We start from the raw sequence: 23,808 nt of genomic DNA, 5'->3' as shown, positions 1-23,808 counted from the left end.
GGTCCGTGCCGCCCGTGGCGGCATGGACAACCGCGGACACAATCCGCAGACTGGCGCCAGCCCTGCCGCGCGTCCTCTGCCCTTGCCGACCCAGTCAATGCCCAGCACCGCCTCCTCCCCCGCCAGCCAGGTTCGTCCCGCCGACCGCCTGGGCTTCACGCTGCTCATCGCGACCCTGCTGCACGTCGTGCTGATTCTCGGCGTCGGCTTTTCGCTGCCCGAGCCCACCCAGATCAGCCGCACCCTGGAGGTGACGCTGGCCAGCTTCAAGAGCGACGAGGCGCCCAAGCAGGCCGACTTCCTCGCCCAGGAGAACCAGCAGGGCAGCGGTACCCTGGACAAGGCGGCGGCCCCGAGCACCCCGGTGCAGGCGCCCTTCCACGACAGCGAGATCCGCCAGGCCGCGCCTCCGGCCCGCCCGCCCGCAGCGGATCGCGCCCAGGCACCCAAGGCGGCGGTGACCACCCGCGCCGCGCGGCCGACCAAGGCCGAACCCAGTCGCGAGACGCCCGAACGGGAGCAGCGCGATGCGCCGAGTCCCGAGTCCGACAGCCAGGCCGCCGAACTCGCCAGCCTGGAGGCCCAGCTCGCCGAAGAGCGCCAGCAATACGCCAAGCGGCCGAAGATCTGGCGGATCAACGCCGCCTCGACGCAAAAGGACAAGGGCGCCCGCTACAAGGAAGAATGGCGGCGCAAGATCGAGCGCATCGGCAATCTCAACTACCCCGAGCAGGCCAAGCGCGACCGCCTCTACGGCAGCCTGCGCCTGCTGGTGTCCATCAACAAGGACGGCTCGCTCTACGAGGTCCAGGTGCTGGAGTCCTCGGGACGCCAGGTACTCGATCAGGCGGCGCTGCGCATCGTCCGGCTGGCGGCGCCCTTCGCCCCCTTCAGCGGCGACCTGGCCGACATCGACCGGCTGGAGATCATCCGCACCTGGCGCTTCGAGCGTGGCGACCGCCTGTCCAGTCAATAGCCCGGGACGCCGTTGGACTTGAAGCCGGACCGCGCAACCGGGAAACTTGCCGGTCATGAAGCCGACCTCCAGCACCACCCTACAGCACCAGCTCCTGATCGCCATGCCGCAGATGGACGATCCCAATTTCGCCGAGACGGTGATCTACCTCGTCGACCATGGCCCGGACGGCGCCATGGGCCTGGTGATCAACCGGCCCAATGGCCTGCACCTGGACGACCTGCTCGAACAGCTGCGTCCGAACATACCGGCCACCCCGGAAGACACCCGGGTCGTGCTCTATGCCGGCGGTCCGGTGCAGACCGATCGCGGCTTCGTCCTGCATGACGCCGGCCCGGTGTTCCAGAACACCCTGGAACTCGAAGAACTGAGCCTGACCACCTCGCCGGACGTGCTCTTCGCCCTCTCCGACGGCACCGGTCCGAGCCGCCACCTGATCACCCTGGGCTACAGCGGCTGGGGGCCCGGCCAACTGGAAGAAGAACTCGCCGCCAATCTCTGGCTCACCACCCCGGCCACCAGCGCCCTGCTGTTCGAGACGCCGAGCGAGCAGCGCCTCGGCGCGGCCGCCGCCCTGCTGGGGGTCGACCTGCGCCTGCTGTCGCGCCAGGCGGGCCACGCATGAGCGCGCCCAGCGGGCTCTACCTGGGCTTCGACTACGGCACCCGGCAGATCGGCGTCGCCGTCGGCCAGGCCGTGACCGGTCAGGCCCGCGAACTGCTCACCCTCAAGGCGCAGAACGGCGTACCCGACTGGCAGCAGATCCAGCGGCTGCTGGACGAGTGGCGGCCCACCGCCCTGGTGGTCGGCCTGCCGCTGAACATGGACGGCACCCCCAGCGAGATGAGCGAGCGCGCCGAACGCTTCGCCCGCCGCCTGCACGGCCGCTACGGCCTGCCCGTGCATACCCATGACGAGCGCCTCACCACCTATGCCGCCAAGGGCGAGCGCCTGCAGGGCGGTCAGCGCGACGGCTATCGCGAGCGCCCGGTGGATGCCCTTGCCGCCGCCCTTCTCCTGGAAGGCTGGCTGACCCAACAACTGGAACGGGCCGCGCGCCCGCAATCGGAGTAGCCATGCATCTGCCCTCTCCCGCCGAGCTCCTGCCGCGGCTGGCCGCCGACCTGCGCCTGTCGCTGGATCGTCGTGGCATCACCGACCCCGGCTTCGTCGGCATCCACACCGGCGGCCTCTGGGTCGCCGAGGCCCTGCTGGCCGAACTCGGCCTTGACACCCCGCTGGGCAGCCTGGACGTCTCCTTCTACCGCGACGACTTCACTCAGAAGGGCCTGCACCCCCAGGTGCGCCCCTCGGCCCTACCGTTCGAGATCGACGGGCGCCACCTGGTGCTGGTGGACGACGTGCTGATGAGCGGCCGCACCGTGCGTGCGGCGCTCAACGAACTCTTCGACTATGGCCGTCCCGCCAGTGTGACCCTGGTCTGCCTGCTGGACGTCAATGCCCGCGAATTGCCGATCCAGCCTGACGTGGTGGGCGCCACCCTGACCCTGGCCCCCACCCAGCGCGTCAAGCTGACCGGCCCCTCGCCGCTCGCCCTCGAATACCGCGACGTCCCCGCCGCCTGACCTGGATCTGCCGCCATGACCGACGCTACGCGTTCGCTGCAACTCAACGCCCAGGGCCAATTGCGCCACTTCCTGTCACTCGACGACCTGCCCGCCGAACTCCTCACCGAATTGCTCGACACCGCCGACTCCTTTCTCGAGGTCGGTGCCCGGGCGGTGAAAAAGGTGCCGTTGCTGCGCGGCAAGACCGTGTGCAACGTCTTCTTCGAAAATTCGACCCGCACCCGCACCACCTTCGAACTGGCGGCCAAGCGGCTGTCGGCGGACGTCATCACCCTCAACGTCTCCACCTCCTCCACCAGCAAGGGCGAGACGCTGTTCGACACCCTGCGCAATCTGGAAGCCATGGCCGCCGACATGTTCGTGGTGCGCCACGCCGATTCCGGCGCCGCCCACTTCATCGCCGAGCACGTCTGCCCCGATGTGGCCATCATCAATGGGGGCGACGGCCGCCATGCGCACCCCACCCAGGGCATGCTCGACATGCTGACCATTCGCCGCCACAAGGGCGATTTCGCCAACCTGTCGGTGGCCATCGTCGGCGACATCCTGCATTCGCGGGTCGCCCGCTCCGACATGCTGGCGCTGCGCACCCTGGGTTGCCGCGACATCCGCGTGATCGCCCCGCGCACCCTGCTGCCGGTCGGCCTCGAAGAACTCTATGGCGTACGCACCTTCACCGACCTGGCCGAGGGCCTGGACGGCGTGGACGTAGTGATCATGCTGCGCCTGCAACGCGAGCGCATGCAGGGCGGCCTCTTGCCCAGCGAAGGCGAGTACTACCGGCTGTTCGGCCTGACCCGCCAGCGCCTGGCGCGCGCCAAGCCCGATGCCATCGTCATGCACCCCGGGCCGATCAACCGGGGCGTCGAAATCGAATCCGCGGTCGCCGATGGCGAGCAGTCGGTCATCCTCAACCAGGTCACCTACGGCATCGCGGTCCGCATGGCGGTCTTGTCGATGACCATGAGCGGGCAGACGGCCCAGCGTCAGCTACAGGAGAATGCGCAGTGAGCCTGAGCATCCGCAACGCCCGGGTGATCGACCCGGCCACCGGTCTCGACCGGATCAGCGACGTCCATGTCGACCAGGGTCGCATCCTCGCCCTCGGCGAGGCGCCCCTGGGCTTCCAGGCCGACGAGCAGCTGGACGCCAGCGGCCTGATCCTGGCGCCCGGCCTGGTCGATCTGGATGTCGCCCTGTGCGAACCGGGCCTGACCCGCAAGGGCAACGTCGACAGCGAGACCCGCGCCGCCGCGGCCGGTGGCGTCACCAGCCTGTGCTGCCCGCCCACCACCCGCCCGGTGCTGGACACCACGGCGGTGGCCGAACTCATCCTCGACCGGGCGCGCACCGCCGATCATGCCCGCGTCCATCCCATCGGCGCCCTGACCAAAGGCCTCGCCGGCGAGCAGCTGGCCGAACTGATGGCCCTGCGCGACGCCGGTTGCGTGGCCTTCACCAACGGTCTGCAGCCCTTCGAGAATCTGCGGGTGCAGCGACGCGCGCTGGAATACGCCGCCACCTTCGACCTCACCGTGGTCTTTACCGCCCTGGACGCCGATCTGGCCCACGGCGGTCTCGCCCACGAAGGACCCACCGCCAGCTTCCTGGGGCTCACCGGCATCCCGGAGACCGCGGAGACCATCGCCCTGTCGCGTGACCTGCTGCTGGTGGAACAGAGTGGCGTGCGCGCCCACTTCGGGCAGCTGACCAGTGCCCGCGCGGTGGAGATGATCGCCGCCGCCCAGGCGCGCGGCCTGCCGGTGACCGCCGATGTGGCGCTCTACCAGTTGCTGCTCACCGACGAGGCCCTGCAGGGCTTTTCCAGTCTCTATCACGTCAAGCCGCCGCTGCGCACCGCGCGCGATCGCGACGCCCTGCGCGCCGGGGTACGGGACGGGGTGATCGGCGCCATCTCCAGCCATCACCAGCCCCACGAGGCGGACGCCAAGCTGGCGCCCTTCGCCGCCACCGAGCCGGGCATCAGCAGCGTCGAATTGCTGCTGCCCCTGGCCCTGACCCTGGTGGACGATGGCCTGCTGGATCTGCCGACCCTGCTGGCCCGCCTCACCAGCGGCCCGGCCCAAGCCCTGCGCCTCGCGGCGGGCCGCTTGGCCAAGGGCCTGCCGGCGGACCTGGTGCTGTTCGCCCAGCAGCCGACCGCCCAGGCCGCCACGCCCTGGCTGTCCCGTGGACGCAACTGCCCCTTCCAGGGCCTCACCCTGGGGGGACGCATCGAACGCACCCTGGTGGGTGGCCGCACCACCTATCGCCGTGACGCCTGAATAGAAGAAGGGGCTCCATGGAGCCCCTTCTTCTTGCCATCCAGCCGACGCTAGCGCACCAGCCGCCGGCGATTCTCTTCGGAGATCTGCGAATTAAGCGTCCAGAAGTCGTAGAGCACGCCCAGCAGGAAGAAACCCGCCGTAAAGAAATAGAGGATGGCGGTGATCCACTTGCCCAGGTAGAGGCGGTGCACGCCGAAGATGCCGAGAAAGGTCAGCAGGATCCAGCCCAGGCTGTAGTTGAGCGAGCCGGACTGGAAGCGCAGGTCCGCCTCGCGATCCATGGCCGGGATCAGGAAGAGGTCGATCAGCCAGCCGATGCCCAGCAGGCCCAGGGTGCAGAACCAGATCGTGCCGGTAACCGGCTTGCCATAGTAGAAGCGGTGGGCGCCGAGAAAGCCGAAGATCCACAGCAGATAGCCCATAACCTTGCTGTGGGTGTCCTGATACCGCATGCCTACTACCTCGCGACTGAAGGAAAAGACCCGCCTTACCTACACCCTTACCTTCACCGTGACTTTATGTCGAAAACTGGATGAATGCCCAGGGAGTCTCACTGGCTGGCGCTCAAGGGACCTCACTTTCCGCTAAAAATTACATAATTTCTTGATGAGAGGTGCACAAAATATCCACAGGGTTGGTATAGAATCCCTCGCTTCGATCTTCAGACACCCCTACGACAATGCGTCTATTTCTTCTGACATGGCTCTCCGCCTGTCTTGTACTGCCCGCGGCAGTGCAAGCGAAAGAGAACTCTGCAGCGCGCACTGCCGCTCCGGTCCACAAGGTCGCAGCCCGGCATGTCACCGCCGCCTCAGCTCCCAAGACCGCCCGGCACGCCGCCGCTGCTCCCGCACCCAAGGCCGCCGCTCGCCACGTCGCCAGCGTCGACCGTGCCCAGGCAGCCTCCGCGGCCCGCGCCAAGCGCGCCGCCCGTGCGACCAGCGCCCTGCACCGCAAACAGGCCACCGCCCAGGCCGCCACCCGCAACGTCGGCGCCCAGGTGGCGACCCGCGCCATGGACCTGGTCGGCACGCCCTATCGTTTCGGCGGTACCAATCCGCAGAACGGTCTGGATTGCAGCGGCCTGGTCAACTACGTCTATCGCGACGTGCACAACGTCAAGCTGCCGCGTACTTCCAGGGAACTGGCCCAGCTCAAGGGACCCAAGGTCGCCCGTGGCGATCTCAAGGCCGGCGACCTGGTGTTCTTCAAGACCGGTCAGCGCAGCGGTATCGATCACGTCGCCATCTACCTGGGCAACGATAGATTCGTCCATGCCCCGCGCAGTGGCGAGAGCGTGCGCGTCGATCACCTGAGCAAGCCCTACTGGACCAAGCGCTTCGCCTCGGCCAAGCGCGTGCTGCAGCAGCCCACCACTCTGGCGGCGGAAGCCGATCCCGTCGCGGACAAGCCGCGTACCAAGCGTACCCGCAAGTCCTGATCCCTCCCCCTCGCTCCGCCGGGCACTACCGCCCGGCGGAGTGTCGCTCCACTCGGCGCCGCCCGGCGCAAAGCCATTGAACGACGCTCCGCTTCCTGGATACTGTATGCAATCACAGTCCAGGAGATCTCGATGGAGCTCGCCGACAAGCTGATCATTCTCGCCGATGCCGCCAAGTACGACGTGTCCTGCGCCAGCAGCGGCGCGCCCAAACGCAGCTCGAAGGGCAAGGACGGCCTGGGCTCGACCGATGGCATGGGCATCTGCCATAGCTTCACCCCCGATGGGCGCTGCGTGGCGCTGCTCAAGGTGCTGCTGACCAACTTCTGCCAGTACGACTGCCAGTACTGCGTCAATCGCCGCAGCAGCAACGTGCCGCGGGCGCGCTTCACGCCCGAGGAAGTGGTGCAGCTGACCCTCGACTTCTATCGGCGCAATGTCATCAGCGGACTGTTCCTCAGCTCCGGCATCATCCGCTCCTCCAACTACACCATGGAGCAGATGACCCGGGTCGCCCAGCTGTTGCGCGAGCAGCACCAGTTCCGCGGCTACATCCACCTCAAGACCATTCCCGACGCCGATCCCGAGATCATCGCCCAGGCGGGTCTCTATGCCGATCGCCTGTCGGTCAACATCGAGCTGCCCACCGAGAGCAGTCTGATCAAGCTGGCGCCGGAAAAGAACGGCAGCAGCATCCGCAAGACCATGGGCAACATCCGCCTAGGCCTGGAAGAAGCCGAGGCCGAAGCCAAGGCGCCGCGTTTCGCCCCGGCGGGCCAGAGCACCCAGATGATCGTGGGCGCCGATGCCACCGACGACCGCACCATTCTCGATACCGCCCAGACGCTGTACGGCGCCTATCGCCTCAAGCGGGTCTACTATTCGGCCTTCAGCCCCATCCCGGAAAGCCCGGGCACGGTGCCGCTGCAACCGCCGCCGCTGCTGCGCGAGCATCGCCTGTACCAGGCCGACTTCCTCATGCGTGGCTATGGCTTCCAAGCGGATGAGTTGCCCACCGAAGACGGCCAGCTGCCGCTGGATGTCGATCCCAAGCTGGCCTGGGCGCTGCACAATCGCGCCATCTTCCCGCTGGATCTCAATCGCGCCGACCAGGCGCTGATCGCCCGGGTACCCGGCATCGGCGTGCTCTCGGCCAAGCGGCTGGTGGAGCTCAGACGCGAGCGACGCATCCGCTACGCCGACCTGATCCGCCTGAAATGCAGCGTGGAAAAGGCGCGCCCCTTCATCGTCACCCAGGACTATCGCCCGCAACCGCGCCTGGCCGAGTCCCTGGACCTGCGCCGGCAGCTCGCCGAACCGCCCGCCCAGCTCGCCCTGCTCTAGATGCAGAGAGTCGATTTCGACGGCACCTTCGCCGGCTGGCGCAAGGAGGCGCGGCGGCTGTTGCAGGCCGGTATCCCGCCGGCCCAGGTGAGCTGGCAGGAGAGTCGCGGCCTGGGCGATCTGTTCGACGAACCGGCCGAAGTCGTGGCGCCCCCGCCCAGCGGCGCCATACGCATCCCGCCGCAACTGGCCGAAGCCCTGACCTACGCCGCCTGCTTTCGCAGCGACGATCGCTGGGCGCTGCTTTACCAGGTGCTCTGGCGCGTCGCCCGCGGCGAACGGGCAGCCATGCTGGCCGGTGACGAAGACGGCAGCGAATTGCAGCGCCGGGTCAAGGCGATCCGCCGCGAGATCCACCATGTGCATGCCTTCCTGCGCTTTCGGCCGCGCGCGGAAAGCGCAGGTCCGCCGGCCTGGGTGGCCTGGCACCAGCCGGCCCACGACGTCCTGGCCCTGGCGGCGCCGCACTTCTGCGACCGCATGGGCAACAGCAGCTGGCTGATCGCGACCCCCGAAGCCGCCGCGCTCTGGGACGGTCAGGCGCTGCAACTGGTGGAGCCCTGCCCCGCCGAGCTGCAACGCCTGGCCCGGCAGACGCCGGAAGACGACGACCGCAACGCTGGTGACGAACTCTGGCGCGCCTACTACCGCAGCACCTTCAATCCGGCGCGGGCCAATCCGCGCACCCTGAGGGGCAACATGCCGGCGCGTTTCTGGAAGGATCTGCCGGAAGGGCCGCTGATCCCGGCGCTGCTCAGCGAGGCGCGGGCCGGCGCCCAGCGCCTGGCCCAGGCCGAAGCCGTGGGTCGCCAGAGCGGTCGCGAGGTGCTGATCGCGGCCGAGCGCGCCCAGCCCGAACGCCCGCTGCCCACCACCCTCGACGAGTGCCGTCGCTGCGAACTCTGGGAAAAGGCCACCCAGCCGGTGGCCGGCGAAGGCCCGCGCACCGCGCGCATCCTGCTGTTGGGCGAACAGCCCGGCGATCAGGAGGACCTGGCGGGCCGGCCCTTCGTCGGCCCGGCCGGCCAGGTGCTGATGGCGGCGCTGGCCGAAGCCGGCCTCGAGCGCAGCGAGGTGTTCCTCACCAATGCGGTCAAGCACTTCAAGTGGATTCCCCAGGGCAGAAGACGCAAGCACGTCACCCCGGGACCGGAGATTGCCCCCTGCCGCTACTGGCTGGAGCAGGAATTGCGCGACATCCAGCCGACGGTCGTGGTGGCCCTGGGCTCGACCGCCCTGGAAGCCCTGCTCAAGCGCAAGCCAAGGGGTCTGGCGCAATTCATGGGACGGCCCCTGCGACTGGACGAGCGCTGGATCATCGCCACCTATCACCCCTCCTACATCCTGCGCACCCCGGATGCCGAGCAGCAGGACCAGGCGCGCCAGGCTCTTGTCGCCGCCCTGCGCGAGGCCAGGGCCCTGGCGGCCGGCAGCACAGCCGAAGGCTAGCGGAAGCGCTTGGGCGGCTCGTCGCCCATGTCCACCGAGAGGTTGCGGGTGATCTGATTGAGGTGATCGGCATCCGTTTCCGAACCCAGCTTGATCATCAGGCGCAGGTCGTTGGCGGAGTCGGCGTGGGCCAGGGCGGCCTCGTAGGTGATCTCGCCATCACGATAGAGCCCGTAGAGCGACTGGTCGAAGGTCTGCATGCCCAGCTCGCCGGACTTCTTCATCAGCGCCTTGAGCTCGTGCACCTCGCCCTTGCGGATCAGGTCGGCGACCAGCGGGGTGTTGAGCAGCACCTCGATCACCGCGCGGCGGCCCTGGCCATCGATGGTGGGCACCAGTTGCTGGGCGACGATGCCCTTGAGGTTGAGCGAGAGGTCCATCCAGGTCTGGCTGTGCCGATCGGCCGGGAAGAAGTGGATGATGCGGTCCAGCGCCTGGTTGGCGTTGTTGGCGTGCAGAGTGGCCAGGCACAGGTGGCCGGTCTCGGCGAAGGCCAGGGCGTGCTCCATGGTGTCCCGGCTGCGGATCTCGCCGATCATGATGACGTCCGGCGCCTGGCGCAGGGTGTTCTTCAGCGCCACCTCGAAGGACTCGGTGTCGATGCCCACCTCGCGCTGGGTGACGATGCAGCCCTGGTGCTGATGGATGTACTCGATGGGGTCCTCGATGGAGATGATGTGCCCCGCCGAGTTCTTGTTGCGGTGGCCGATCATGGCCGCCAGCGAGGTGGACTTGCCGGTGCCGGTGGCGCCGACGAAGATCACCAGGCCGCGCTTGGTCATGGCCAGCTTCTTGATGATCTCCGGCAGGCGCAGCTGTTCGACGGTGGGGATATTGACCTCGATGCGACGCAGCACCATGCCCACCAGGTTGCGCTGGTAGAAGGCGCTGACCCGGAAGCGGCCGATGCCGCGGGCGCTGATGGCGAAGTTGCACTCACGCTTCTGCTGGAATTCCTGCCGCTGCTCGTCGTTCATCACCCCCAGCACCAGGGCCCGGCATTGCTCGGGCGTGAGCGAGTCCTTGGTGACCGGCGTCATGCGCCCGTTGATCTTCATCGAAGGGGGCACGCCGGTGGTGATGAAGAGGTCGGACGCCCCCTTGTCCACCATCAGCTGCAGGAACCTGTCGAAATCCATCAGAAGTTCTCCGGCGTCTTGGCCTTCTCGCGGGCCGCGTCGCGGCTGATCAGGCCCTTGGCCAGGAGCGCCTTGAGGCACATGTCCAGGGTCTGCATGCCCAGGCCGCCACCGGTCTGGATCGAGGAATACATCTGCGCCACCTTGTCCTCGCGGATCAGGTTACGGATGGCCGGCGTGCCGATCATGATCTCGTGGGCCGCCACCCGGCCGCCGCCGACCTTCTTGAGCAGGGTCTGGGAAACCACCGCCTGTAGGGATTCGGACAACATGGAACGCACCATCGACTTCTCTTCCGCCGGAAAGACGTCCACCACCCGATCGATGGTCTTGGCCGCCGAGGTGGTGTGCAGGGTGCCGAAGACCAGGTGCCCGGTCTCGGCCGCGGTCAGCGCCAGGCGGATGGTCTCCAGGTCGCGCAGCTCGCCCACCAGGATGATGTCCGGGTCTTCGCGCAGCGCCGAGCGCAGGGCCTCGGAGAAGCCCAGGGTGTCGCGGTGCACCTCGCGCTGGTTGACCAGGCACTTCTTGGATTCGTGGACGAATTCGATGGGATCCTCGATGGTGAGGATGTGGTGGTACTTGGTGTTGTTGAGGTAGTCGAGCATGGCCGCCAGGGTGGTGGACTTGCCCGAGCCGGTCGGCCCGGTCACCAGCACCAGGCCGCGCGGGACGTCGGTGATCTTCTTGAACACCTCGCCCATGCCGAGCTCTTCCATGCTCAGCACCTTGGATGGAATGGTCCGGAACACCGCGCCGGCACCGCGATTCTGGTTGAAGGCGTTGACCCGGAAGCGCGCCACACCCGGCACCTCGAAGGAGAAGTCGGTCTCCAGGAATTCCTCGAAGTCCTTGCGCTGCTTGTCGTTCATGATGTCGTAGATCAGCGCGTGCACCTGCTTGTGCTCGAAGGCCGGCAGGTTGATGCGGCGCACGTCGCCGTCGACGCGGATCATCGGCGGCAGGCCGGCGGACAGGTGCAGGTCGGAGGCGCCTTGCCGCGCGGAAAAGGCCAGCAATTCGGTGATATCCATGGGACTCCCAGATGTCGAGCAAGCAGGTAGAATGCCGCGCAGCACTGGCGGTCTGACCTGGTCACCGCCACTCACTCATCCGGTACGCCGAGGCCTGCCGGATGCGCCGACGCAAGCAGGGGCTGAATGTCCACGATAGCCGAGAATAGCGCAACCGTACTCGAACGCATCGCCGCCGCCAGCCGGACGGCAGGCCGCGATCCCGCGACTGTCGGCCTCCTGGCGGTGAGCAAGACCAAGCCCGCCGCCGCCTTGCGCGAGGCCGCCGTTGCCGGTCTGCGCGACTTTGGCGAGAACTATCTACAGGAGGCGCTGGACAAGCAGCCGGCGCTGGCCGACCTGCCCCTGGTGTGGCATTTCATCGGTCCCATCCAGTCCAACAAGACCCGCGCCATCGCCAGCCATTTCGACTGGGTGCATTCGGTGGATCGCCTGAAGATCGCCCAGCGCCTGGCCGAGCAGCGCCCGCCCGAGCGCGGCCCGCTGAACATCTGCCTGCAGGTCAACGTCAGCGGCGAAGCCAGCAAGTCCGGCTGCCACCCCGACGAGCTGCCGGCCCTGGCCGCCGCGGTCAGCCGGTTGCCCAACCTGCGCCTGCGTGGCCTGATGGCCATCCCCGAACCCACCGACGACCCGGCCAGCCAGCGCGCCGCCTTCGCCCGGCTGCGCACCCTGAGCGAAGCCCTGAACCTGGGCCTGGACACCCTGTCCATGGGCATGAGCCAGGATCTGGAAGCCGCCATCGCCGAGGGCGCCACCTGGGTCCGCGTCGGTACCGCCCTCTTTGGCGCCCGCGACTACGGCGCCGCCTCTTCAACCTAGGAAGTCTCGATGAACGACACCCGCATCGCCTTCATCGGCGCCGGCAACATGGCCGGCGCCATCATCGGCGGCCTGCTCGCCCAGGGCGTGCCGGCCCGGCAGCTGAGCGCCAGCAATCGCAATCCGGCCAAGCGCGAAGCCCTGGCCCGGGAGCACGGCATCCGCGTCGAGGCCAGCAACAGCGCCGTGCTCGCCGACGCCGACGTGGTGGTGCTGGGGGTGAAGCCCCAGGTCATGGGCGAGGTCTGCCAGGAACTGGCCCCCCATCTGCGTCCGGACCAGCTGATCGTCTCGGTCGCCGCCGGCATCACCTGCGCCAGCCTGACCCGTTGGCTGGGCCCGCGCGCGCTGGTGCGCTGCATGCCGAACGTGCCCTCGCAGCTGCGCCTGGGCGCCAGCGGCCTGTTCGCCAATGACCAGGTCAGCGCCGAGCAGCGCGCCCGTGCCCAGGAGATCCTCGCCGCGGTCGGCCTGGCCCTGTGGGTCGAGGAAGAACAGCAGCTGGACGCGGTCACCGCCGTCTCCGGCAGCGGCCCGGCCTATTTCTTCCTGCTGATGGAAGCCATGACCCAAGCCGGCACCAAGCTCGGCCTGCCGGCCGAGGTCGCCCAGCAACTGACCCTGCACACCGCCCGCGGCGCCGCCGCCATGGCCTGCCAGGGTCACCGCAGCCCCGAACAATTGCGTCGTTCGGTGATGTCCCCCAAGGGCACCACCGAGCGCGCCATCGAAACCTTCCAAGCCGGGGCCTTCGAGGACCTGGTGGAAGAAGCCCTCACCGCCGCGGCCGACCGGGCTGCGGAACTGGCCCAGTTGCCGGATCGATAAGGAGTATCCATGTCCGCTCTCGCGCAAGCTCTCGTCTACGTCATCCAGACCCTCGGCAGTCTCTATCTGCTGATCATCCTGCTGCGCTTCATCCTGCAGCTGGTCCGGGCCGACTTCTACAATCCGCTGTCGCAATTCACCGTGCGCGCCACCCAGCCGCTGCTCAAGCCGGTGCGACGCATCATTCCCGGCTTCGGCGGCGTCGATCTGGCGGCCCTGGTGCTGGCCGTGCTGGTCCAGCTGGCGCTGATGATGGTCGTGGTGGTGCTGCTCGGCGCCAGCATCGGCGGCCTGTTCCCCGCCCTGCTGATCTGGGCCCTGCTCGGCGTGGCCTCGCTGTTCCTCAAGGTGTTCTTCTTTGCCCTGATCGTCAGCGTCATCCTCTCCTGGGTCGCGCCCCAGACCCACAATCCGGCCGCCGAACTGGTCAACCAGATCTGCGAGCCGCTGCTGGCACCCTTCCGCCGCATCCTGCCGAGCCTGGGCGGGCTGGATCTGTCGCCGATCTTCGCCTTCATCGTGATCAACCTGCTGGACCGCTTCGTCATCGGCCAGCTGGCCGCGGCCACCGGCATGCCGCAGATTCTCGCGCCCTTCCTCTGACGCACCACTCGCGCACCTGCCACGACCGCCCGCCGCGTCGTGGCGGAGGCGCCATTGACGTCCTCTGGACGCTGGGGCACCGTCCAGCCTTTGCTGTTCAGGTCAAGGAAGTCCCCTATGGAACGCCTGTTCCGCCACGTCGATGCCTATGCCGCGTGGAAAGCCGAACTCGACACCCAATTGGGCCGCTACCGCGACTGGTTGCAGCGTAATCGTCTGGCCTCCCCGGCCCTGGACGCCGCCCTGGCGACCTGCCAGAGCGAATTGCAGGCCGACGGCATCACCCTGGCCTTCGCCGGCGAGTTCTCCCGCGGCAAGACCGAACTGATCAACGCCCTCTTCTTCGCCGACTACGGCCAGCGCATGCTGCCGTCCCAGGCCGGGCGCACCACCATGTGCCCCACCGAGATCTTCTTCGACGCCGGGGCCGACGGCCCCTATCTGCAGCTGCTGCCCATCGACAGCCGCCTGGACGAACGCAGCCTGACCGCCTGGCGCAAGGCGCCCGAGGCCTGGCAGCGCTTCGCCCTGGACGACCGCCACGCGGACGCCATGGCCGCCCTGCTGGCCAAGGTCACCGAGACCCGCGAGGTGGAAACCGCCGTCGCCGTGCAACTGGGCTTCGATCCCGAGCAACTGGAACAACTCGACAGCGACGGCCTGGTCAGCATCCCGGCCTGGCGCCATGCGCTGATCAGCATCGATCATCCGCTGCTGCGCCAGGGCCTGCGCATCCTCGACACCCCCGGCCTCAACGCCCTGGGCGCCGAACCCGAGCTGACCCTGTCGCTGCTGCCCCACGCCCAGGCCGTGCTCTTTCTCATTGGTGCCGACACCGGCGTGACCGCCTCGGACCTCGCGCTCTGGGAGCAGTGCGTCAAGCCGTCCCTGGGCGATGCCCCGGAGCGACTGTTCGCGGTGATGAACAAGATCGACAGCCTCTGGGACGACCTCGGCGGCGTCGCCCATGTCGCCCAGTCGCTGGAAAACGTCCGCCAGGCCAGCGCCCGGCAACTGGCGCTGCCGGCCGAGCACATCCTGCCGCTGTCGGCCAAGCAGGCCTTGCTGGGCAAGGTCCGCGGCGATCTGGAACTGCTCGCGCGCAGCCAGCTGGACAGCCTCGAACAGTTGCTCGCCGAACGCATCGTCGGCGCCCGCGAGCGCCTGCTGCAGCAGCGCATCGTGCAGCAGGCCAGTGGCCTGCTGGGTGCCAGCCGCAGCCTGATCGAGCAGCGCCTGGAAGCCATTCGCGCCCAGTACGCGCAACTGGCCGACGAGGAATTGCCCGGTGCCGGCCTGGAATTGCAGACCGCGCGCACCCGCCAGGAATACGACCTCTATCACCGCCGCCTGCTGGATCTGCGCACCACCCAGAACATGCTGGCCGGGCAGCGCAAGCTGCTGACCGACCTGGTCGCGCCGGAGCGCCTGGACGCCCATCTGGACACCGCGCGCCGGGAATTCCGCACCAGCCTGACCACCGTCGGCATCAACCAGTCCATCGCCCGCTTCTTCCGCGTGGTCGAGCATGACCTGCTGGCCCTGGACAACGAGGCCGACCGGGCCAACAAGGTGCTCGGCGCGGTCTACCAGCGGCACAATGTGGAGAATCCGCTGCACCCCCTGGAAGCGCCGCGGCTGCGCATCCGCCCCTATGTCCGCGAGCTGCGCCAGCTGCAACTCAAGACCGAGGAGGTCCAGCGCCAGGTCAAGACCCTGCTCACCGAGCAGAGCGCCCTGGCCCGCCGCTTCTTCGCCACCGTGGCCCAGGAGGTCCAGGCCCTGCAGGAGGGCGCCCATGCCCAGGTGCTGCGCTGGAACGACGGCGCCCTGACCCCGCTGGTGCAGCACACTCGCGAGCAGAAGCAGCTGCTGGAAACCAGCATGCTGGCGCTCAAGCAGCTCACCCAGCAGAACCTCAACAGCCAGGAGCAGGTGCGCCGCCTGCAGGTGCACGAGGACGTCCTGCATCGGCAGCTCAGCGAGGTCAGCGACATGCTCAAGCAGATCAGCCGGCCGGCCCCTTCCCAGCGCCACGACAACGTGGTCGCCCTGCCGCTGGCACGGGTCGGCTAGCCCCACCCGCCACCCGAGGCGCGGCCCCTGACCGCCGCGCCACGGCTGCCCTTGCCGCTCCTGGCGACGCTCTTTAGACTGGCGAGCCCCGCCCCGGACGAGCCGTCAATGCCCAGCGTCATTCCCGAAGATTCCGTCGGCCTGGTCACCCCCGAGCTGCTGCACTTCAACGAGCCCCTGGCCCTGGCCTGTGGCCGCACCCTGCCGGCCTACGACCTGATGGTCGAGACCTATGGCGAACTCAACGCCAGCCGCAGCAACGCCGTGCTGATCTGCCACGCGCTCTCCGGCCATCACCACGCGGCCGGCTACCACAGCCTGGACGACCGCAAGCCGGGCTGGTGGGACAGCTGCATCGGTCCGGGCAAGCCCATCGACACCCGCAAGTTCTTCGTCGTCGCCCTCAACAACCTCGGCGGCTGCAACGGCTCCACCGGTCCCAGCAGTCCCAATCCCGACACCGGCCGCGCCTATGGCGCGGACTTTCCGGTGCTGACCGTGGAAGACTGGGTCAACAGCCAGGCGCGGCTGGCCGATCGCCTGGGCATCGCGCAGTGGGCGGCGGTGATCGGCGGCAGCCTGGGTGGCATGCAGGCGCTGCAGTGGACCATCAGCTATCCCGAGCGCATCCGCCACTGCCTGGCCATCGCCTCGGCACCCAAGCTGTCGGCGGAAAACATCGCCTTCAACGAGGTGGCGCGCCAGGCCATCCTCTCGGACCCGGACTTCCACGCCGGGCACTTCCAGGAAAAGGGCGTGATCCCCAAGCGCGGCCTGATGCTGGCGCGCATGGTCGGCCACATCACCTACCTGTCCGATGAGGCCATGGGCGAGAAATTCGGTCGCGAACTCAAGACCGATCAGCTCAACTACGACTTCCACAGCGTCGAATTCCAGGTGGAGAGCTACCTGCGCTACCAGGGCGAGGAATTCTCCGGCCGCTTCGACGCCAACACCTACCTGCTGATGACCAAGGCGCTGGACTACTTCGATCCGGCCCACGCCCATGGCGGCGACCTGGCCAAGACCCTGGCCGGGGTGCAGGCGCGCTTCCTGATCGTCTCCTTCACCACCGACTGGCGCTTCTCGCCGGCGCGCTCCAAGGAGATCGTCAACGCCCTGATGGCCGCGCGCAAGGACGTCAGCTACCTGGAGGTCGACGCCCCCCAGGGTCACGACGCCTTCCTCATCCCCATCCCGCGCTATCTGCAGGCCTTCTCCCACTACATGACCCGCATCGAGGTATAGCTGCCGTGCGCGCCGATCTGGACATCATTCAGGAATGGATCCCCGCCGGCAGCCGGGTCCTCGACCTCGGTTGCGGCACCGGCGAGTTGCTCGCCTGGCTGCGCGATCACAAGCAGGTCACCGGCTACGGCCTGGAGATCGACCCGGACAAGATCGCCGAATGCCTGCTCAAGGACGTCAACGTAATCGAGCAGGATCTCGACGGCGGCCTGGCCAACTTCGCCAGCGACAGCTTCGACGTGGTGGTCATGACCCAGTCGCTGCAGGCCATGCAGTACCCCGATCGCATCCTCCAGGAGATGCTCAGGGTTGGTCGCCAGTGCATCATCACCTTTCCCAACTTCGGTCACTGGCGCTGCCGGCTGTACCTGGGCGGCCGGGGGCGGATGCCGGTCTCCGACTTCCTGCCCTACACCTGGTACAACACGCCGAACATCCACTTCTGCACCTTCGAGGACTTCGAGCGCCTCTGCCGCGAACAGCGCGCCCAGGTGCTGGATCGCCTCGCCGTGGACCGCCTGCACCGTCATGGCTGGGCCAGCAAGCTGTGGCCCAACCTGCTCGGCGAGATCGGCATCTACCGGGTCAGCGCGCCGCGCCTGCAGGAGCATCGCGTCGCGATATGACGTAAGGCACGGGGGGCGCATCCAGCCCGGGCACGGCTTCGCGTACAATACGCCGCCCTTCTCAACGCGACGCGGAGTCTCCCATGTCCGACCTTACCGAACTGGTGCTCGCCAGCCACAACGCCGGCAAGCTCAAGGAACTCCAGGCCATGCTCGGCGACCGGGTGCGGGTGCGCTCGGTAGGTGAATTCAGCCAGGTGGAGCCCGAGGAAACCGGGCTGTCCTTTGTCGAGAACGCCATCCTCAAGGCACGCAACGCGGCGCGGCTGTCCGGTCTGCCGGCCCTGGCCGACGATTCGGGCCTGGCGGTGGACGCCCTCGGCGGCGCCCCCGGCATCTATTCCGCGCGCTACGCCGACGGCCAGGGCGATGCGGCCAACAACGCTAAGCTGCTCGAGGCCTTGAAAGAGGTGCCCGACGCCGAGCGCACCGGCCAATTCGTCTGCGTGCTGGCGCTGGTGCGTCACGCCGACGATCCGCTGCCGATCCTCTGCGAAGGCCTCTGGCCCGGGCGCATCCTGCATGCCGCCCAGGGCGAGCATGGCTTCGGCTACGATCCGCTGTTCCAGCCCGATGGCGAAGCGGTCTCCGCAGCCGAACTGGCGCCGGCGGAAAAGAACCAGCGCAGCCATCGCGCCCGCGCCATGGCCCAGCTCAAGCAACGGCTCGGCCTGTGACCCAGGTGTTCGCCCTGCCGCCACTGGCGCTCTACGTCCACATCCCCTGGTGCGTGCGCAAGTGCCCCTATTGCGACTTCAACTCGCATGCGGCCGGTCCGACCCTGCCGGAAGTGGAGTACGTCGACGCCTTGCTGGCGGATCTGGACAGGGACCTGGTGCACGTCCATGGCCGCCCGCTGACCTCGATCTTCTTTGGCGGCGGCACGCCCAGTCTGTTTTCCGCCGAGGCCCTGGGGCGTCTGCTGGACGGCGTGGCCCGGCGCCTGAGCTTCGCGCCGGACATCGAGATCACCCTGGAAGCCAACCCCGGCACCTTCGAGCAGGCCAAGTTCGTCGCCTATCGCGGCCTGGGCATCAATCGGCTGTCGATCGGCATCCAGAGTTTCCAGGACGCCAAGCTCAAGGCCCTGGGGCGTATCCACGGGCGCGAGGAAGCCATCCGCGCCGCCGACCGGGCGCGCGCCGCCGGTTTCGACAACTTCAACCTGGACCTCATGCACGGCCTGCCCGAGCAGACCGTGGCCGATGCCCTCGGTGACCTGGAGCAGGCCATCGCCCTGGCGCCCACGCACCTGTCCTGGTACCAGCTGACCATGGAGCCCAACACGGTGTTCTGGAGCCAGCCGCCGGAGCTGCCCGAAGACGACACCCTATGGGACATCCAGGAAGCCGGCCAGGCGCGGCTGACGGCCGCCGGCTACGGGCAATACGAGACCTCCGCCTATGCCCAGCCCGGGCGCCAGGCGCGGCACAATCTCAACTACTGGGGCTTCGGCGACTTCCTCGGCATCGGTGCCGGCGCCCACGCCAAGCTCAGCGCCCCGGACGGTACCCTGCTGCGCACCTGGAAGACCCGTCTGCCCAAGGACTACCTGGATCCGGCCAAGGCCTTCCAGGCCGGCGCGAAAGCTCTGGAGCCGGCCGATCTGCCCTTCGATTTCATGATGAACGCCCTGCGCCTGGTCGACGGGGTGCCCGCCGCCTGGTATCCGCAGCGGACCGGCCAGTCGCTGGACAGCCTGGCGCCGGCGCTGGCCGCGGCGCGCCGCGCCGGCCTGCTGGCCGAGGACGAGGAGCGGCTGCGCCCCACCGCCCGCGGCCAGCTGTTCCTGAACGACCTCTTGCAATCCTTTCTGCCTGACTGACGAGGAGCTCTGCCTTGGACTTCGTACTCGACCATATCGCCGACCTCTCCCGCTGGAGTCGCAGCCACCTGGACGAGGTGGCCCTGGCGGTCACCGCCACCCTGCTGGTGCTGTTCGGCAGCCAGGTCAACGCCTTCATCCAGGCGCGCCTGGGCAGCCTGCCGACCGCCGTCCGGGTCCCGGCCTTCGCCCTGGCCTGCCTGGCCATCTATGGCGCCGCCATGACCTTCCTGACCCCCTGGGTGGTCAAGGGCCTGGCGCAGTTCAACAACTACGCCCTGGCCCCGGTGCTGCTGATCGGCGTCTGCCTGCTGGGCGTGCTGGCCGAGCGTCGCGGCTAGCGGTCGGCGGCGCGGATAGCGTCCAGCAGGCACTCCAGTGACTGCGGGCGCCCCAGCAGGAAGCCCTGGAAGGTGTCCACGCCCAGGTCCTTGAGCAATTCGAACTGGGCCTGGGTTTCCACCCCTTCGGCGACGATCTGCATGTCCAGTGCGCGGCACAGGCTGACGATGCCGGCCAGCAACTGCCGGGATCTGTCGTCGGCGTCCACCGCCAGCAGAAAGCTGCGGTCGATCTTGATGGTGTCGAAGGGCAAGCGGTGCAGATAGCCCAGCGACGAATAGCCGGTGCCGAAGTCATCCATCGCCACCCGAAAGCCCTGCTCGCGCAACAGGGCCAGGCGCCGCTCCGGGGTGCCCTTCTGCAGGAACACCGACTCGGTCACCTCCAGCTCCAGGGCCCTGGGCGCGATAGCGAATTCGGCGCAGGCCGCCGCCAGGACTTCGACCAGTTCATCATCGGCCACCTGCAGCGGCGAGATGTTGACCGCCACCGGGATCTGCAGGCCGGCGTCCTGCAGGGCCCGGGCGCAACCGGCCGCGCGGCGGATGGCCAGGCGCCCGAGGGCCGAGGCCATGCCGTTCTGCTCGGCCAGGGCGACGAAGACATTGGGCGGCACGGCGCCGACGCCCGGACAATTCCAGCGCGCCAGCAACTCGGCGCTGATCATGCGCTGACGGGCATCGAACTTGGGCTGCAGCACAAAGGTGATCAGCTCGGCCTCGATGGCGCCATGCAGATGGGCCAGCAGGGTCACCTTGCTGCGCGCCTCGCTGGTCAGCTGCGGATCGTAGCAGCGCACCCGGCTCTTGCCGGCCGCCTTGGCCGCGTACATGGCGGCATCGGCGTTGCGCAACAGGGTCTCCACATCCAGCCCCTCTTCGGGCGCCAGACTCAGGCCGATGCTGGCCGATACGCGGATATCGTGGCCGGCGATGCATTGCTGGCGACCCACCGCCTGCACCAGCTGCTCGGCCACCTGGCGGGCCTGATCACGATCGCTCACGTCCAGCAGCGCAACGAATTCATCGCCACCCCAGCGCGCCAGTACCTCGCCGGCGCCCAGCACCTGGCGCAACTCCCGCACCAGGGCACAGAGCAACTCGTCACCGGCCGCATGGCCCAGGGAGTCGTTGACCTCCTTGAAGCCATCGACATCGATGAACAGCACCGCCAGGTTGCCGGTCTCCTCCAGCTTCTGCAGGCGCGTCTCGAAAGCCTGGTAGAAGGAGGTCCGGTTGGGCAGCTGGGTCAGGGCATCGCTCAGGGCCATGCGTTCCAGGGCCTGCTCGGCGCGCTTGCGCTCGGTGATGTCCCTCAGGCTGGCGACCACATAGCCTTCGCGATCCGCCTCGCCGGCGAAGCGACTCAGGCTGATCTCCACCGGCGTGACGCGCTTGGCGGAGACGTGGAACTGGGCTTCGCACAGGGCATAGCCGTCGCGCTCGAAGGTGCGGATAGCCGCCTCGGGCAACTTGATGTAGTGCGACAGGTACTGGCCGCTGACACTGCGCTCCGCGCTGAGCATCAGGGCGCGCAGGGCGTCATTGGCTTCGATGATCTGACCGCTTTCGGTCAGCACGGCCATGGCGTCGCGGCAGAGGGCGAAGGCCGAGGCGATGAGGTGCAGCGAGCGTTCGGTGCGCTGCCGGGCGCTGCGTTCGACTTCGAGCCAACGCCGTACGGCGTGCAATTCGGCCGCCGGCGAGTCGGGGCGTACCAGGTCCGTCATCGGATCCGGCCTGCACGAAGGGCGGCGCGGAGCCGATTGGCTTTCTCGGGAAGGGCTGACATCCAGATGTCTCTGTGAATTCGACTGCAACCGCCATCACAGCAGGGCAATTGGCCATCATGCCAATTGCCCTTCGGCAGCTCAAGCTCGATTCGTCAGCGATACACGGTCAGCTCTGGCGTTCGAACTTGAGATCCCAGACCCCATGCCCCAGGCGTTCGCCACGGCGCTCGAACTTGGTGATGGGTCTTTCCTCGGGGCGCGGCACATAGCCCGAGGCGTCGCCGAGATTACGGTAACCCGGGGCGGCGTTCATGATCTCGAGCATGTGTTCGGCATAGGCCTGCCAATCGGTGGCCATGTGCAGCACCCCGCCGACCTTGAGCTTCTGCCTGACCAGCTCGGCGAAGGCCGGCTGGACGATCCGCCGCTTGTGGTGGCGGCTCTTGTGCCAGGGATCGGGAAAGAACAGCAGCACCCGGTCCAGGCTGGCATCGGCCACGCACTGGCGCAGCACCTCCAGGGCATCGCAGCTGTAGACCCGCAGATTGGTCAGTCCCTGGGTCATGGCACCGTTGAGCAGCGCGCCCACGCCCGGGCGATGCACCTCGACGCCGATGAAATCCTGCTCCGGCGCGGCGGCGGCCATTTCCAGCGTGGAATGGCCCATGCCGAAGCCGATCTCGAAGGTGCGCGGCGCCTGGCGCCCGAACACCTGGTCGAAATCCCGCAGGCCGTCGGTCAGCTCCAGACCGAAGCGCGGCCAACCCTGGTCGAGACCGCGTTGCTGGCCTTCGGTCATGCGGCCGGCGCGCATCACGAAGCTCTTGATGGTGCGCCGGGGGCGGTCGGGGGTCTGGTCGTCTTGATGATCGGTCATGGCGTTATCGATAGTGGGAAAAAGAGACGCCCGGCAGAGGCCGGGCGCGTGACGGAGGGCGCCAGGTCCTAGTTGACCAGGCCATCCAGCGGCGAGGACGCCGTGGCATAGAGCTTGCGCGGCATGCGTCCGGCCAGATAGGCCAGGCGACCGGCGACGATGGCGTGCTTCATGGCTTCGGCCATCAGCACCGGCTCGCGGGCATGGGCGATGGCGCTGTTCATCAGCACCGCTTCGCAGCCCAGCTCCATGGCGATGGTGGCGTCGGAGGCGGTACCCACCCCGGCATCCACCAGCACCGGCACCTTGGCCTCTTCGAGGATGATGCGCAGGTTGTAGGGATTGCAGATGCCCAGACCCGAGCCGATCAGACCGGCCAGCGGCATGACCGCGATGCAGCCGATGGCTTCCAGCTGGCGGGCGACGATGGGGTCGTCGCTGGTGTAGACCATGACGTCGAAGCCGTCGGCGACCAGGGTTTCGGCGGCCTTGAGGGTCTCGATGACATTGGGGAACAGGGTCTTCTGGTCGGCCAGGACTTCCAGCTTGACCAGGTTGTGGCCGTCGAGCAGCTCGCGCGCCAGACGGCAGGTGCGCACCGCTTCCACCGCGTCATAGCAGCCGGCGGTGTTGGGCAGGATGGTGTAGCGCTCGGGCGAGATCACGTCGAGCAGATTGGGCTCGCCGGGCGTCTGGCCGATGTTGGTGCGGCGCACCGCCACGGTGACGATCTCGGCGCCGGAGGCCTCGATGGCCACGCGGGTCTCTTCGAGGTCACGATACTTGCCGGTACCGACCAGCAGGCGCGAGGCATAGGTACGCCCGGCCAGGGTGAAGGGAGTGTCTTTCATCTGGATTCCTCTTTCGCGGCTAGCCGCCGCCGATGGCGTGGACCACTTCCAGCCGGTCGCCGTCCGCCAGGGCGGTGGTGGCGTGCTGGCTGCGCGGCACGATGTCGAGGTTGCGTTCCACCGCCACTCGCCGTCCGGTCAGGTCGAGACGCACGAGCAGGTCGGCGACGGTGGCACCGTCCGGCAATTCAAGGAATTCGCCGTTCAACAGGATCTGCATGGCAAAGGCATCGTCACGGGGTGAGCCGGCATTCTACGCCGGTCGGGCGTTCATTGCAGCGGCGCCGGGCCGGGAACGACGGCCAGTGCGCGCTCAGAGGCTGCTCAGGCGCCAGGCGAGGATGGCCAGGCAGGCCCAGCCGGCGAGAAAGCACAGGCCGCCGAAGGGAGTGATGATGCCCAGCCGCGAGAAGCCGGTCAGCGTCAGCAGATAGAGACTGCCGGAAAACAGCAGGATGCCGGCGATGAAGAAGCCACCGGCCCAGGCCACCAGGCGCCCCTGGAAGTGCAGCGACAGCAGGGCGACGCCAAACAGCGCCAGGGCGTGGATGAGCTGATAGAGCACGCCGGTCTGGAACACCGCGAGGTAGTCGGCGGTGAGCCGGCCCTTGAGTCCGTGGGCGGCGAAGGCGCCGAGTCCGACACCGGTGAAGCCGGCCAGGGCCGCGAACAGCAGGAAGAGACGCAACATGGGTTTTACCGGGCGATGGGAGAGAAG

26 protein-coding genes are annotated in these 23,808 nt (G+C 67.9%); 18 read left to right on the top strand and 8 right to left on the bottom strand.

What is annotated here, in order from left to right; all coding sequences use genetic code 11:
* The first annotated feature begins 97 nt into the window (after positions 1–97).
* From OXS31_RS12625 to OXS31_RS12600, 6 genes are read left to right on the top strand one after another with little or no spacing between them, the layout of a single operon-like run.
* Positions 98–976 (top strand): energy transducer TonB, encoded by an 879-nt coding sequence (locus OXS31_RS12625; protein WP_007161677.1) that lies wholly within the window; start codon positions 98–100, stop codon positions 974–976.
* Positions 977–1,031: 55 nt separating this feature from the next.
* On the top strand, positions 1,032–1,601 hold the full coding sequence (locus OXS31_RS12620; protein ID WP_267399301.1) for a YqgE/AlgH family protein: 570 nt from the start codon (positions 1,032–1,034) through the stop codon (positions 1,599–1,601).
* Positions 1,598–2,050: a Holliday junction resolvase RuvX gene (gene ruvX / locus OXS31_RS12615; protein WP_027598879.1), complete on the top strand. Its 453-nt coding sequence runs from the start codon at positions 1,598–1,600 to the stop codon at positions 2,048–2,050. Before OXS31_RS12620 ends, ruvX begins: the two co-directional genes overlap by 4 nt.
* 2 nt (positions 2,051–2,052) lie before the next feature.
* Positions 2,053–2,562, top strand: a complete 510-nt coding sequence (gene pyrR / locus OXS31_RS12610; RefSeq protein ID WP_027598880.1) for a bifunctional pyr operon transcriptional regulator/uracil phosphoribosyltransferase PyrR — start codon at positions 2,053–2,055, stop codon at positions 2,560–2,562.
* 15 nt (positions 2,563–2,577) lie between these two features.
* A complete protein-coding gene (locus OXS31_RS12605; protein WP_007161673.1) occupies positions 2,578–3,576 on the top strand; it encodes an aspartate carbamoyltransferase catalytic subunit in 999 nt (332 codons plus the stop codon).
* Positions 3,573–4,850: a dihydroorotase gene (locus OXS31_RS12600; RefSeq protein WP_144947538.1), complete on the top strand. Its 1,278-nt coding sequence runs from the start codon at positions 3,573–3,575 to the stop codon at positions 4,848–4,850. The genes OXS31_RS12605 and OXS31_RS12600 overlap by 4 nt, the downstream gene beginning before the upstream one ends.
* 50 nt (positions 4,851–4,900) lie before the next feature.
* Here OXS31_RS12600 and OXS31_RS12595 read toward each other — a convergent pair whose 3' ends face one another.
* Entirely contained in the window at positions 4,901–5,305 is a 405-nt protein-coding gene (locus OXS31_RS12595) for a TM2 domain-containing protein (RefSeq protein ID WP_007161671.1), read from the bottom strand.
* A gap of 281 nt (positions 5,306–5,586) precedes the next feature.
* On the opposite strand from OXS31_RS12595, the gene OXS31_RS12590 reads away from it, so the two are divergent.
* From OXS31_RS12590 to OXS31_RS12580, 3 genes are all read left to right on the top strand, one after another.
* On the top strand, positions 5,587–6,294 hold the full coding sequence (locus OXS31_RS12590) for a C40 family peptidase (protein ID WP_027602932.1): 708 nt from the start codon (positions 5,587–5,589) through the stop codon (positions 6,292–6,294).
* 132 nt (positions 6,295–6,426) lie between these two features.
* Positions 6,427–7,638, top strand: a complete 1,212-nt coding sequence (locus tag OXS31_RS12585) for a putative DNA modification/repair radical SAM protein (RefSeq protein ID WP_027602931.1) — start codon at positions 6,427–6,429, stop codon at positions 7,636–7,638.
* Positions 7,639–9,087, top strand: coding sequence for a UdgX family uracil-DNA binding protein (locus tag OXS31_RS12580; protein WP_027602930.1), 1,449 nt, complete (start codon positions 7,639–7,641; stop codon positions 9,085–9,087).
* Here the strand turns inward: OXS31_RS12580 and OXS31_RS12575 are convergent.
* Positions 9,084–10,226 carry a PilT/PilU family type 4a pilus ATPase gene (locus OXS31_RS12575; protein ID WP_007161667.1) on the bottom strand — a complete coding sequence of 381 codons (1,143 nt, stop codon included), beginning with the start codon at positions 10,224–10,226 and terminating at the stop codon, positions 9,084–9,086. The genes OXS31_RS12580 and OXS31_RS12575 overlap by 4 nt on opposite strands.
* Positions 10,226–11,260 carry a type IV pilus twitching motility protein PilT gene (gene pilT / locus OXS31_RS12570; protein ID WP_007161666.1) on the bottom strand — a complete coding sequence of 345 codons (1,035 nt, stop codon included), beginning with the start codon at positions 11,258–11,260 and terminating at the stop codon, positions 10,226–10,228. The genes OXS31_RS12575 and pilT overlap by 1 nt, the downstream gene beginning before the upstream one ends.
* A gap of 126 nt (positions 11,261–11,386) precedes the next feature.
* Between pilT and OXS31_RS12565 the strand changes: the two genes are divergently transcribed.
* The 9 genes from OXS31_RS12565 to OXS31_RS12525 all read left to right on the top strand — a co-directional run bounded on the left by OXS31_RS12565 (position 11,387) and on the right by OXS31_RS12525 (position 19,629).
* Positions 11,387–12,082: a YggS family pyridoxal phosphate-dependent enzyme gene (locus OXS31_RS12565; protein ID WP_027598884.1), complete on the top strand. Its 696-nt coding sequence runs from the start codon at positions 11,387–11,389 to the stop codon at positions 12,080–12,082.
* 9 nt (positions 12,083–12,091) lie between these two features.
* Positions 12,092–12,910 carry a pyrroline-5-carboxylate reductase gene (gene proC, locus OXS31_RS12560; RefSeq protein WP_267399285.1) on the top strand — a complete coding sequence of 273 codons (819 nt, stop codon included), beginning with the start codon at positions 12,092–12,094 and terminating at the stop codon, positions 12,908–12,910.
* Between the two features lie 9 nt (positions 12,911–12,919).
* Complete coding sequence (locus OXS31_RS12555) at positions 12,920–13,513, top strand: YggT family protein (RefSeq protein ID WP_007161663.1); 594 nt, start codon at positions 12,920–12,922, stop codon at positions 13,511–13,513.
* Between the two features lie 117 nt (positions 13,514–13,630).
* Positions 13,631–15,589, top strand: a complete 1,959-nt coding sequence (locus OXS31_RS12550) for a dynamin family protein (protein ID WP_267399283.1) — start codon at positions 13,631–13,633, stop codon at positions 15,587–15,589.
* A gap of 108 nt (positions 15,590–15,697) precedes the next feature.
* The gene (locus OXS31_RS12545) at positions 15,698–16,837 is read left to right on the top strand and encodes a homoserine O-acetyltransferase (RefSeq protein ID WP_007161661.1); all 1,140 of its coding nucleotides are present in this window, start codon (positions 15,698–15,700) and stop codon (positions 16,835–16,837) included.
* A gap of 5 nt (positions 16,838–16,842) precedes the next feature.
* Positions 16,843–17,463 (top strand): methionine biosynthesis protein MetW, encoded by a 621-nt coding sequence (metW, locus tag OXS31_RS12540; protein WP_007161660.1) that lies wholly within the window; start codon positions 16,843–16,845, stop codon positions 17,461–17,463.
* A gap of 83 nt (positions 17,464–17,546) precedes the next feature.
* Positions 17,547–18,140 carry an RdgB/HAM1 family non-canonical purine NTP pyrophosphatase gene (gene rdgB / locus OXS31_RS12535; protein ID WP_007161659.1) on the top strand — a complete coding sequence of 198 codons (594 nt, stop codon included), beginning with the start codon at positions 17,547–17,549 and terminating at the stop codon, positions 18,138–18,140.
* Entirely contained in the window at positions 18,137–19,288 is a 1,152-nt protein-coding gene (gene hemW, locus OXS31_RS12530) for a radical SAM family heme chaperone HemW (protein ID WP_267399280.1), read from the top strand. The genes rdgB and hemW overlap by 4 nt, the downstream gene beginning before the upstream one ends.
* Before the next feature lie 14 nt (positions 19,289–19,302).
* On the top strand, positions 19,303–19,629 hold the full coding sequence (locus tag OXS31_RS12525; RefSeq protein ID WP_007161657.1) for a DUF3392 family protein: 327 nt from the start codon (positions 19,303–19,305) through the stop codon (positions 19,627–19,629).
* Here OXS31_RS12525 and OXS31_RS12520 read toward each other — a convergent pair.
* The 5 genes from OXS31_RS12520 to OXS31_RS12500 form a co-directional block, all read right to left on the bottom strand.
* Complete coding sequence (locus OXS31_RS12520) at positions 19,626–21,359, bottom strand: EAL domain-containing protein (protein ID WP_027598890.1); 1,734 nt, start codon at positions 21,357–21,359, stop codon at positions 19,626–19,628. The genes OXS31_RS12525 and OXS31_RS12520 overlap by 4 nt on opposite strands.
* 169 nt (positions 21,360–21,528) lie before the next feature.
* Complete coding sequence (gene trmB / locus OXS31_RS12515) at positions 21,529–22,239, bottom strand: tRNA (guanosine(46)-N7)-methyltransferase TrmB (RefSeq protein ID WP_027598891.1); 711 nt, start codon at positions 22,237–22,239, stop codon at positions 21,529–21,531.
* Positions 22,240–22,307: 68 nt separating this feature from the next.
* Positions 22,308–23,090 (bottom strand): thiazole synthase, encoded by a 783-nt coding sequence (locus tag OXS31_RS12510; protein ID WP_007161654.1) that lies wholly within the window; start codon positions 23,088–23,090, stop codon positions 22,308–22,310.
* Positions 23,091–23,109: 19 nt separating this feature from the next.
* Positions 23,110–23,310, bottom strand: coding sequence for a sulfur carrier protein ThiS (gene thiS / locus OXS31_RS12505; RefSeq protein ID WP_108582373.1), 201 nt, complete (start codon positions 23,308–23,310; stop codon positions 23,110–23,112).
* Positions 23,311–23,403: 93 nt separating this feature from the next.
* Positions 23,404–23,781 carry a DUF423 domain-containing protein gene (locus OXS31_RS12500; RefSeq protein ID WP_058791484.1) on the bottom strand — a complete coding sequence of 126 codons (378 nt, stop codon included), beginning with the start codon at positions 23,779–23,781 and terminating at the stop codon, positions 23,404–23,406.
* Positions 23,782–23,808 lie beyond the last annotated feature (27 nt).

This window comes from Pseudomonas sp. GM_Psu_1, assembly GCF_026544185.1.
Classification (GTDB): domain Bacteria; phylum Pseudomonadota; class Gammaproteobacteria; order Pseudomonadales; family Pseudomonadaceae; genus Chryseomonas; species Chryseomonas oryzihabitans.
This window is presented reverse-complemented; position numbering and strand designations above follow the sequence as displayed.

Bases quoted from the DNA above. Each gene is read 5' to 3' on its own strand.
- OXS31_RS12545 (WP_007161661.1), top strand. From the start codon at position 15,698: ATGCCCAGCGTCATTCCCGAAGATTCCGTCGGCCTGGTCACCCCCGAG.
- OXS31_RS12605 (WP_007161673.1), top strand. From the start codon at position 2,578: ATGACCGACGCTACGCGTTCGCTGCAACTCAACGCCCAGGGCCAATTG.
- ruvX (WP_027598879.1), top strand. From the start codon at position 1,598: ATGAGCGCGCCCAGCGGGCTCTACCTGGGCTTCGACTACGGCACCCGG.
- OXS31_RS12520 (WP_027598890.1), bottom strand. From the start codon at position 21,359: ATGACGGACCTGGTACGCCCCGACTCGCCGGCGGCCGAATTGCACGCC.
- trmB (WP_027598891.1), bottom strand. From the start codon at position 22,239: ATGACCGATCATCAAGACGACCAGACCCCCGACCGCCCCCGGCGCACC.
- pyrR (WP_027598880.1), top strand. From the start codon at position 2,053: ATGCATCTGCCCTCTCCCGCCGAGCTCCTGCCGCGGCTGGCCGCCGAC.
- OXS31_RS12595 (WP_007161671.1), bottom strand. From the start codon at position 5,305: ATGCGGTATCAGGACACCCACAGCAAGGTTATGGGCTATCTGCTGTGG.
- OXS31_RS12550 (WP_267399283.1), top strand. From the start codon at position 13,631: ATGGAACGCCTGTTCCGCCACGTCGATGCCTATGCCGCGTGGAAAGCC.
- OXS31_RS12585 (WP_027602931.1), top strand. From the start codon at position 6,427: ATGGAGCTCGCCGACAAGCTGATCATTCTCGCCGATGCCGCCAAGTAC.
- OXS31_RS12500 (WP_058791484.1), bottom strand. From the start codon at position 23,781: ATGTTGCGTCTCTTCCTGCTGTTCGCGGCCCTGGCCGGCTTCACCGGT.
- OXS31_RS12565 (WP_027598884.1), top strand. From the start codon at position 11,387: ATGTCCACGATAGCCGAGAATAGCGCAACCGTACTCGAACGCATCGCC.
- OXS31_RS12620 (WP_267399301.1), top strand. From the start codon at position 1,032: ATGAAGCCGACCTCCAGCACCACCCTACAGCACCAGCTCCTGATCGCC.
- rdgB (WP_007161659.1), top strand. From the start codon at position 17,547: ATGTCCGACCTTACCGAACTGGTGCTCGCCAGCCACAACGCCGGCAAG.
- OXS31_RS12510 (WP_007161654.1), bottom strand. From the start codon at position 23,090: ATGAAAGACACTCCCTTCACCCTGGCCGGGCGTACCTATGCCTCGCGC.
- pilT (WP_007161666.1), bottom strand. From the start codon at position 11,260: ATGGATATCACCGAATTGCTGGCCTTTTCCGCGCGGCAAGGCGCCTCC.
- OXS31_RS12555 (WP_007161663.1), top strand. From the start codon at position 12,920: ATGTCCGCTCTCGCGCAAGCTCTCGTCTACGTCATCCAGACCCTCGGC.
- OXS31_RS12625 (WP_007161677.1), top strand. From the start codon at position 98: ATGCCCAGCACCGCCTCCTCCCCCGCCAGCCAGGTTCGTCCCGCCGAC.
- thiS (WP_108582373.1), bottom strand. From the start codon at position 23,310: ATGCAGATCCTGTTGAACGGCGAATTCCTTGAATTGCCGGACGGTGCC.
- proC (WP_267399285.1), top strand. From the start codon at position 12,092: ATGAACGACACCCGCATCGCCTTCATCGGCGCCGGCAACATGGCCGGC.
- OXS31_RS12580 (WP_027602930.1), top strand. From the start codon at position 7,639: ATGCAGAGAGTCGATTTCGACGGCACCTTCGCCGGCTGGCGCAAGGAG.
- OXS31_RS12575 (WP_007161667.1), bottom strand. From the start codon at position 10,226: ATGGATTTCGACAGGTTCCTGCAGCTGATGGTGGACAAGGGGGCGTCC.